Source organism: Oceaniferula marina, from assembly GCF_013391475.1.
Classification (GTDB): Bacteria; Verrucomicrobiota; Verrucomicrobiia; order Verrucomicrobiales; family Akkermansiaceae; genus Oceaniferula; species Oceaniferula marina.
Genome location: NZ_JACBAZ010000027.1, coordinates 1 through 8,711 on the forward strand (window position 1 = coordinate 1; position 8,711 = coordinate 8,711).

Annotated in this window: 7 protein-coding genes; all 7 read right to left on the reverse strand. The window is 42.5% G+C overall.

All coding sequences use genetic code 11. The annotated features are described in order from the left end of the window. Positions 1 to 257 precede the first annotated feature (257 nt). The 7 genes from HW115_RS19065 to HW115_RS19095 all read right to left on the reverse strand — a co-directional run bounded on the left by HW115_RS19065 (position 258) and on the right by HW115_RS19095 (position 8,027). The gene (locus tag HW115_RS19065; protein WP_178935142.1) at positions 258 to 725 is read right to left on the reverse strand and encodes a hypothetical protein; all 468 of its coding nucleotides are present in this window, start codon (positions 723 to 725) and stop codon (positions 258 to 260) included. A gap of 590 nt (positions 726 to 1,315) precedes the next feature. Then, on the reverse strand, positions 1,316 to 1,729 hold the full coding sequence (locus tag HW115_RS19070; RefSeq protein WP_178935144.1) for a hypothetical protein: 414 nt from the start codon (positions 1,727 to 1,729) through the stop codon (positions 1,316 to 1,318). A gap of 1,730 nt (positions 1,730 to 3,459) precedes the next feature. Next, a complete protein-coding gene (locus HW115_RS19075) occupies positions 3,460 to 3,759 on the reverse strand; it encodes a hypothetical protein (protein ID WP_178935146.1) in 300 nt (99 codons plus the stop codon). A gap of 1,003 nt (positions 3,760 to 4,762) precedes the next feature. Next, positions 4,763 to 5,050: a hypothetical protein gene (locus HW115_RS19080; protein WP_178935148.1), complete on the reverse strand. Its 288-nt coding sequence runs from the start codon at positions 5,048 to 5,050 to the stop codon at positions 4,763 to 4,765. A 790-nt stretch (positions 5,051 to 5,840) separates the two neighbouring features. After that, positions 5,841 to 5,999 carry a hypothetical protein gene (locus tag HW115_RS19085; protein WP_178935150.1) on the reverse strand — a complete coding sequence of 53 codons (159 nt, stop codon included), beginning with the start codon at positions 5,997 to 5,999 and terminating at the stop codon, positions 5,841 to 5,843. 400 nt (positions 6,000 to 6,399) lie between these two features. After that, entirely contained in the window at positions 6,400 to 6,753 is a 354-nt protein-coding gene (locus tag HW115_RS19090; RefSeq protein WP_178935152.1) for a hypothetical protein, read from the reverse strand. Positions 6,754 to 7,523: 770 nt separating this feature from the next. Further along, positions 7,524 to 8,027 (reverse strand): hypothetical protein, encoded by a 504-nt coding sequence (locus tag HW115_RS19095; protein ID WP_178935154.1) that lies wholly within the window; start codon positions 8,025 to 8,027, stop codon positions 7,524 to 7,526. Between the last annotated feature and the right edge of the window lie 684 nt (positions 8,028 to 8,711).

Here is an 8,711-nt window from a genome sequence, read left to right on the forward strand (position 1 = left end):
GCACTCGCGCCTCGATTCCTGATGTAACATAAGCTAGAACACTCTCATATAGGAACCAACCCAATACGGAGATAACGGCAGAGAAAATAATTGTAGATATTATAGTATTACGGAGGTTCATTTTTTAGCTAACGTAAAGCACACCGGCAGCGATCAGGCGCCGATATACGAATTATAGATACAATGTCGTAAAATCGTTTGCCGTCGCAAACTCGACAGCTACTAGCTGTCGGGTGCTGCGACTTGTTGGGCTTGGTTTATTGCTTAGCCCCTGTGATCGCGTATTTGGTTTTTGGTGGCACATATAAATACACGGCATCTTTAGACGCATATGACCAAGAGAACTCTATACCAGCCTTTCTAAAGTCTTGAGACCCATCTACAACACTCAAATCTTCGTTCCCGTCTTTCATCTCTATAGAATAAACGATCGAACTCGTTCTAGAGCTTTTTGTCACACGGTCATTCTCGATATGAGTAGTTGTAATCACGCATGACTCGGCGGAGCTATCGTTGTTACTCTTAAATCGAATATCATCAACGGACATCACGAGAAACCCCTTCGCCAGTTTAATATACAACTTCTCTCCGACTTTCAGGTGAAGGGATACACGAAAATCAATTTCTCGCTTAGGCTCAGCCTCAACAAACAGAACAGCATCTGCTGAATATGCGGTTAAAGAACTCGCAGCTAGAATTATTGCTATTGATGTTATTGCTTTCATAGAATTTTTTTTGCCCAACGTAAAGCACACCGGCAGCGATGTACCAGTTGCGCAAAGTTATAACTTTCAATTCTGTAAAGCAGCCGAAAAAACCTGGCCAGTCAGCTATTAGCTGTCGGGTGCTGCGACTTGTTGGGCTTGTTATGTATCCTCTCTGCAGCTTGGATCAAGATGCCTCTTCATATCTGCACTAGCGTCATGTCCCCATGTAGAATGCGTATAAAGCCTTGTAAATGCGTATCCAAATATAGAAACACATATTATAATCGTTAGGAGTAAGCATACTGACATTAGAACGTTCCATGGTGTTTGGGAAACATCCATCAGAAGGTTTATTATGCCAATTGGTATCGTTACGACTAGATATGCAGCAAACAGGCAGCCAAGAATACGGCAACCATGTAGTAGCCACCGCCACCAGCTTTGAAATATTTTACGCATTATATTTTGCCCAACGTAAAGCACACCGGCAGCGATGTACCAGTAGCGCAAGGTTTAAAGTTTCAATTTTTTAGTACAGTTGCTCGGCCAAACTCGGTGGCTACTAGCTGTCGGGTGCTGCGACTTGTTCGGCCACTATTATGCATCCTCTATGGCTTAGTAAACTCTTCTATGACATCACTCAAACGCATTCTAAATGCTGGAACATCATCACCGTAAACAGCAATTTCACCTAATTCGTGTAACTCGGTTCCACGCATCTCGTAAATAATCAAAACAGAATCATAAAAATAAGACTTGGATGAATACCTCGTGAATGTCGAAACAATATCACCAGGCTTAAAAGCCATCTTCACATCTTTGGAAGTATAGAGACTGCAAACCATTTCATGCTCTGTCCGATCACCGGAATGAATGGCACTACACAGCAATACAAGATCGGCCTTCGATTTAGCATCTGGCAGACTATTAATGTCTCCCCTGCTAGCTAAAAGGTCAGGAGCATGACTGCTACGACACCCTGCAACTAAAATAATTATTAAACTGATAATCAAAGCTCTCATATTCTAGCCGAACGTAAAGCTCACCTGCCACGATGAAATGGCAGATGAACGGATTAATAGATTTCCTTTTGATGAACAGAAACAAAACCTGGCACGGCGGCTACTAGTGGTCGAGTGCAGCGACTTGTTATGCAATTAGTTTCCCCCCTCTTTCCTGATGCTTTTACGAATGACTCGGAATACAGATTTCAGCGTATCTCGATCAAGCATTCATTCCGCCTTGCGAAAATAACCGTTGAATCCACTGAGTGAACAAACTTATGGTTTCATCCTTCGAGCCTATTCGGAATAGTCAACCATCTGAATGATCTGCCTATTTTTTCGCATAACGTAAAGCTCACCCGCCACGATGAAATGGTAGATGAACGAATTAATAGATTTCCTTTTGAGGAACAGAAACAAAACCTGGCCAGTCAGCTACTAGTGGTCGAGTGCAGCGACTTGTTATGCAATTTGGTTTCCTCCGTCTTTCNTCTTTCCTGATGCTTTTACGAATGACTCGGAATACAGATTTCAGCGAATCTCGATCAAGCATTCATTCCGCCTTGCGAGAATAACCGTTGAATCCACTGAGTGAACAAACTTATGGTTTCATCTTTCGAGCCGATTCGGAATAATCAACCATTTGAACGCGCTGCCTATTTTTTCGCATAACGTAAAGCTCACCCGCCACGATGAAATGGTAGATGAACGAATTAATAGATTTCCTTTTGAGGAACAGAAACAAAACTTGGCCGATCAGCTACTAGTGGTCGGGTGCAGCGACTTGTTATGCAATTTGGTTTCCTCCGTCTTTCCTGATGCTTTTACGAATGACTCGGAATACAGATTTCAGCGAATCTCGATCAAGCATTCATTCCGCCTTGCGAGAATAACCGTTGAATCCACTGAGTGAACAAACTTATGGTTTCATCCTTCGAGCCGATTCGGAATAGTCAACCATTTGAATGATCTGCCTATTTTTTCGCATAACGTAAAGNTTTCCTGATGCTTTTACGAATGACTCGGAATACAGATTTCAGCGAATCTCGATCAAGCATTCATTCCGCCTTGCGAGAATAACCGTTGAATCCATTGAGTGAACAAACTTATGGTTTCATTCTTCGAGCCGATTCGGAATAGTCAACCATTCGAATGATCTGCCTATTTTTTCGCATAACGTAAAGCTCACCCGCCACGATGAAATGGTAGATGAACGAATTAATAGATTTCCTTTTTAGGAACAGAAACAAAACCTGGCCAGTCAGCTACTAGTGGTCGGGTGCAGCGACTTGTTGGGTTTGTTTATATTTACTGATATCCTCGCCGCAAAAAGGGCAACACGGTTGCTTAAGCGAAATTTGAGGAGTCCTTAGACTGAAAAGGTCATCTCCACAGTAAGGGCATCTGCGAAGCTCTTTAGGCCATGAAAAAGCGAACAACTCGACGACGCCACTGATAATTGACGATACGATAAATATCCCACCAGCTAGGCCTAGACTTATCTTATAGGTCAAGAAAGCTAATAGCACACCCACTACGAAAATAGCAAAACTCCACTTGTGTATGCGACTGTGGCGTTTGCCATGATCAATGTATGTATCGAAGAAAGACGACATGATGATTATTTTTTACCCAACGTAAAGTTCACCCATCCATGAGTGGGGGGAAACTATACTTTGTTGTTAATGGTTTAAACCAAGATAAAACTTGGCTGCGCAGCTACTCATGGATTGGTGTGCAACGTCTTGTTAGGCTAGTTTGTTTTCTTGTATTGGTTTGGGCAAACCCACAAAAATAACAAGCAAAAATATTATAAACCCTACTGGATATACAATCATATTGAGAATGTGTTCGGATAAAGCACCTTCATTATGGGCAGATAACGAAATAACAAACTTACACAATTCGAAAATCGCAACAAAACTCCAAACCGCAGCAAAAAATACGACAATCTTCTCCACTCGATAAGATAATCGACAACCATTCGTTCCGCGATGGGCGATTAGATGACTTAGTGCTAGTAGAGTAATAGCGATGATGTAGATCATGTTTTTATTTGCCTAACGTAAAGTTCACCCGCAGCGATCAAAGCGCAGATAAACGGTTAATGTTTCAATTCTGAGGAACAGTAGAAAAACCTGACACAGTAGCTACTAGCTGTCGGGTGCAACGACTTGTTCTGCCTATATTTTGCTTTCGTGGTGTCGGCGATCAATAAATCCTTTCGCATCAACTGAAGAACTTTGTGAATGTAAAAACGAAACGGTGATTGAAATGATTTGTCGTTGCAAACCGTAGCGAGCGAACGAGCTTCCTTCAAAAAGCAGGTGAACGAGCAAATTAAACCGACAATGCAGTTGGCATAGCGCAACCGCCACACAGACGGCGATAAACTAGAATCAGATCCGCCAACCAACGATATGGCAAATGTGTCGCGAATGAAAACCGTCGAATCGCAAGTTTAGGTTTCTGAGCGGTATCAGAATGAGCTGGTCAGAATGAAGTGGATAGCTCGAAAAATACGCTAAAACGAACAACCTCAACAGAACTCAATATTTTTTGCAGAACGTAAAGCACACCGGCAGCGATGTACCAGACGCACAAAGATTATAAGTTTCAATTCTGTAAACCAGTCGAGAAACCTGGCAAGTCAGCTACTAGCTGTCGGGTGCTGCGACTTGTTCTGCCGATTTGTTTCCCCCACTTTTCTCGTTGCTTTCAAGAGCGACTCCGAACCCCTCTTTCTTGCTCACAACTTATGGAACGTGACACCCGAATTCGTGTACCTTGCGGAGAAAACTAATGATTCCACTGAGTGAACAAACTTATGGTTTCATCCTTCGAGCAGATTCGGAATAATCAACATTTCTGGAAGTGCTGAGTTTTTTTGCAGAACGTAAAGCACACCGGCAGCGATGTACCAGATGCGCAAAGTTTAAAGTTTCAATTCTTAAAAACAGCGGCCAACACCTGGCCAATCAGCTACTAGCTGTCGGGTGCTGCGACTTGTTCTGCTTGTTGTTTTCTTGGCAGGATATGTGATTAATCGCGCTACCATTTAAGGTTTTTGCGATCTGGGTCACGAGAATCATAATCCGTAAAAGCGGCTGATCTCAATGCTCGTAGTGACACGAATACAAGCAACACAGTAATAACTCCGCCAATCAATGCGGCACCTAAAACAGCCCAGAAATATGTATTAAACTCTTGGTTCTCGTCTGCGAGTTTAAACCATTTGATTAGTCCCCAAATACCAAGTCCCGAGCAAACAGCTGGAAAAATGGCAATACAGCCAATAAGGCAGCCTCCAGGTGTTCCTTGTGTCGGTGTAAGTGTCATAGCTTGTCTGGCTATTTTTTGCAGAACGTAAAGTTCACCCGCAGCGATGGAAGCGCAGATAAACGATTAATGTTTCAATTCTTAAAGAACAGTTTTCAAATCTGGCACGGTAGCTACTAGCTGTCGGGTGCAACGACTTGTTGGGCTTGTTTGTTTAAATTAAACCATTCAATTAACCGATCACGGTCATCCCTCTCGAACCTTTTCAAAGGTAGTGAAAAGTTATCAATGCTGTAACCTGTCGCGTATCTATACTTAATGCGCGACGATGTTATGCGATATTCTAGTATATTCTCAGTATTGATTACGAGATCTTGAAACAGGCGCCTTCGATAAGTAACTGTATCCTCATCAAAATGTATCTCTACAACCTCTGTAGCCATCAAATTAAACCAAGCGAATATAGGTGCTATTGATACTATAACTCTGCTCCATGATTTTGAGGAATCTAGGGTGTCAAACCCAATGATTGCTGGAACAGAGAGTCCCAAAATAAGAAGAAACATCCCTACTGTTACTATGGGGAACCTCTTTGTTTTGGATGTGATTGGCATAGTATATTTTTTGCCCAACGTAAAGTTCACCGGCCGCGATGTAAGCGTCGATGAAACGATTAAAGTTTCAATTCTCTGGAACAGTAGCAAAACCTGGCCTGTCAGCTACTAGCGGTCGGGTGCAACGACTTGTTATGCCAGTTTTTTTCTTAGCTGGATTTGTTGCTATCTGGCACGATTCAGAACCCATCGTGAGCATATTTCGAGCCACCGTGTGATCAACGAATCCATTGTATCTAGGAATTCATGTGAGCGATGTAGCCAAATGCTAAAGCAGACGCAATCAGGCCTGCTCCGGATTCACTAAGAAAGCCTGCTATAGCTACAGCAAACAGTCCTACTAGAGCTATGGAAACCAAAATAACAGATGAGAGGCTATTGTTTTTGTCATTCATATTTTTTGCATAACGTAAAGCACACCGGCAGCGATGTGCCAGATGTGCAAAGTTTAAAGTTTCAATTCTGAGGAACAGTGGCCAAATCCTGGCCAGTCAGCTACTAGCTGTCGGGTGCTGCGACTTGTTAGCTTAAATTTTGTCCAGCAANCCGCTGATCAGAATATTCACTTAGCCTTGCAAAGAAAACCGATGAATCCACTGAGTGAACAAACTTATGGTTTCATCCTTCGAGCCGATTCGGAATAGTCAACCGTTTGAATAATCTGCCTATTTTTTCGCATAACGTAAAGCACACCGGCAGCGATGTGCCAGATGTGCAAAGTTTAAAGTTTCAATTCTGAGGAACAGTGGCCAAATCCTGGCCAGTCAGCTACTAGCTGTCGGGTGCTGCGACTTGTTAGCTTAAATTTTGTCCAGCAAGCCATAGCTTAAAAAGACGCATCTGCGTGGTGATATCAGAAGACTTGTACTCAGGATGACACTCAAGAAATTCGCCAAAACGGCTTAATCTAGGAGCTACATAATTATCCACAACTACAGAAGGTTCGGATTGGTTCCTTATGCTAGACTTCCAATATTTAATGGATGTGACACACATAGTCCAACCTAGGAAAAATGGAAGAAATCCAAGTATTGCTGGCAAATCGAAGTGTGCATTTGAACCAAAAAACAAACCAAAAGAACCCAATAGGATAAAGGCTGCACCTACGGGAATGCTTACCACAGCACAAATTTTATCAAACGGTGTCATATTTTTTTAGCTAACGTAAAGCTCACCCGCCACGATGAAATGGTAGATGAACGAATTAATAGATTTCCTTTTGAGGAATAGAAACAAAACCTGGCCAGTCAGCTACTAGTGGTCGAGTGCAGCGACTTGTTATGCAATTTGGTTTCCTCCGTCTTTCTTGATGCTTTTACGAGCGATTAGGAATACAGATTTTGCTGACCGCTGATCAGAATATTCACTTAGCCTTGCAAGGAAAACCGATGAATCCACTGAGTGATCAAACTTATGGTTTCATCCTTCGAGCCGATTCGGAATAGTCAACCGTTTGAATAATCTGCCTATTTTTTCGCATAACGTAAAGCTCACCCGCCACGATGAAATGGCAGATGAACGGATTAATAGATTTCCTTTTGAGGAATAGAAACAAAACCTGGCACGGCGGCTACTAGTGGTCGGGTGCAGCGACTTGTTATGCAATTAGTTTCCCCCGTCTTTCTGGTTACTTTCAAGAGCGATTAAGAATACAGATTTTGCTGACCGCTGATCAGAATATTCACTTAGCCTTGCAAGGAAAATCGTTGAATCCACTGAGTGAACAAACTTATGGTTTCATCCTGCGAGCCGATTCGGAATAGTCAACCATCTGAATGATCTGCCTATTTTTTCGCATAACGTAAAGCACACCGGCAGCGATCAGGCGCCGATATGCGAATTAAGGATACAATGACGTAAAAAGGTTTGCCGTCGCAAACTCGACAGCTACTAGCTGTCGGGTGCTGCGACTTGTTCGGCTATTTATGATAATAATCCCCACCTGCTCCAATAGCACGGCTAAATTGAGCGCCTTCAATCAACTCATTTATCATCCCTAATTCAGCCTGCGCATCATCTCCACCTAACCTTTCCGATTCAATTGAATAGGTAAATATCGCCATACGGTAAGCTCCACCTTCGACTCTATACGCAATTTGCCATGAAAATAAAATGCACGAAACACCTCTCTCGACGACCCCCTTAGATTCAGTCTTGATATATAAACCATCATGATATGGTTCAAAATCATCAAACGGCTTATTATCAGAATTCGGTCCTCGACGAAAACTAAGGACGTTGAGCCTCAAAGTGCCACTCCCTAAAACATCTTTGTAAAACGTGCCACCTCCGGACGGGTCGTATTCCTCTTCCCAATCTAGCGGAATCCTAAATGTTACTAGTCCTCCTCGATATAAAATGTCCTTATAGACCTTGTCTTCTAATTGTATCACTTCGCGGTCCTGCATCATTTCATCTTTCACGGATTCTTCACATGACAAACAGGCCAGAAATAATATTAGAACTGTGTATCGCATAGTTTTTTGCCGAACGTAAAGTTCACCGGCCGCGATGTAAGCGTCGATAAACGATTAAAGTTTCAATCTTGTAAAACCGTCAAAAAACCTGGCCGGGAAGCTACTAGCTGTCGGGTGCAACGACTTGTTCGGCTTATTGATTACATCTCAATTTAGCGGCAGCCACACTGATGCGATTAATCTCATCAAAGTGATACTTTTCAGGTTCACCATAAGATGCGTCTTCTATTAACTTAGTTACACTCTGTGCGATTTGTCTCAACTTACTATTTGGGATACGAGGTGCAATTGAATNTTGGGAATTACACCTTCACAGCAAAACAGGCGGCAATGCTTAATGTAAGCATCCAATGATGCAGATCGACAATTAACGTCAAAACTAGCATCAAGAGAATCTAGAATTTGTGTGAGAGAATCAATAAAACACTGATGGTCATTTGCTTTCATTATTTTGCCGAACGTAAAGCTCACCCGCCACGATGAAATGGTTGATGAACGAATTAATAGATTTCCTTTTGAGGAACAGAAACAAAACCTGGCACGGCGGCTACTAGTGGTCGAGTGCAGCGACTTGTTATGCAATTAGTTTCCTCCGTCTTTCCTGATGCTTTTACGAATGACTCGGAATAC

What these genes read in the sequence shown, in the direction of transcription:
- HW115_RS19065 (WP_178935142.1), bottom strand. Translation starts at nt 725, where the DNA reads ATGAAAGCAATAACATCAATAGCAATAATTCTAGCTGCGAGTTCTTTA.
- HW115_RS19070 (WP_178935144.1), bottom strand. Translation starts at nt 1,729, where the DNA reads ATGAGAGCTTTGATTATCAGTTTAATAATTATTTTAGTTGCAGGGTGT.
- HW115_RS19075 (WP_178935146.1), bottom strand. Translation starts at nt 3,759, where the DNA reads ATGATCTACATCATCGCTATTACTCTACTAGCACTAAGTCATCTAATC.
- HW115_RS19080 (WP_178935148.1), bottom strand. Translation starts at nt 5,050, where the DNA reads ATGACACTTACACCGACACAAGGAACACCTGGAGGCTGCCTTATTGGC.
- HW115_RS19085 (WP_178935150.1), bottom strand. Translation starts at nt 5,999, where the DNA reads ATGAATGACAAAAACAATAGCCTCTCATCTGTTATTTTGGTTTCCATA.
- HW115_RS19090 (WP_178935152.1), bottom strand. Translation starts at nt 6,753, where the DNA reads ATGACACCGTTTGATAAAATTTGTGCTGTGGTAAGCATTCCCGTAGGT.